Consider the following 868-nt stretch of genomic DNA (forward strand, 5'->3'; position numbering starts at 1 on the left):
TATTTCTAACTTAATTTGACATTTCAAGAGTTAAAAAAGTACCGGCGGCTTTGCTGGTTGGCATTATTCTTACTACTATCATTGGGATCCCGATGGGAGTGACTAATTTGCATATTTCTGGCCAGTACTCCTTCGGGGCTTCTGTTTCTCAATTAGGCGATACCTTCTTAGCAGCTTTTTCGGATAAAGGGATGGGAAGCTTATTTTCTGATCCGCATCGCTTGCCTTTAGTATTAGTAACTATTCTATCCTTTAGTTTGTCAGACACATTTGATTCTTTAGGGACCTTTATTGGAACTGGGCGTCAGACTGGGATCTTTTCTGGAAAAGAAGAAATGGAACTAGAGGAACAACCAGGTTTCAAGTCAAAACTAGATAAGGCCTTATTTGCTGACTCGATCGCCACGGGTGTTGGTTCGCTTTTTGGTACATCTAACATTACGGCTTATGTCGAAAGTTCAGCTGGAATCGGTGCCGGTGGTCGGACTGGCTTGACTAGCGTGACTGTGGCCGTCATGTTTATCTTGAGTGCATTTCTATCACCTTTCTTATCGATCATTCCGTCGGTTGCAGTTGCTCCATCACTGATCATGGTTGGTGTGATGATGATGGGTAACTTTAATGATATTCCTTGGAAGGATCTGGAAGAAGCTATTCCTGCTTTCATGGCTTCGATCGTGATGGCTTTTACCTATAACATTACTTACGGAATTGCTTTTGGCTTTATTTTCTATACACTTGTTAAAACGGTCTTAGGCAAAGGGAAGCAAGTTCATCCATTGATTTGGGTAGTATCATTGTTATTCATAATCAACTTTGCTGTTTTAGCTTTGATTTAGGGAGTGTCAAGAAGTTTGTGTAAATGAAA

1 pseudogene is annotated in these 868 nt (G+C 40.8%); it reads left to right on the forward strand.

What is annotated here, in order from left to right:
• Positions 1 to 20 precede the first annotated feature (20 nt).
• Positions 21 to 839 (forward strand): annotated as a pseudogene (locus FC65_RS10870) (solute carrier family 23 protein); the annotation flags it as partial.
• Positions 840 to 868: the final 29 nt, after the last annotated feature.

Origin of the sequence: Ligilactobacillus acidipiscis DSM 15836 (assembly GCF_001435755.1) — a bacterium.
Lineage (GTDB): Bacteria > Bacillota > Bacilli > Lactobacillales > Lactobacillaceae > Ligilactobacillus > Ligilactobacillus acidipiscis.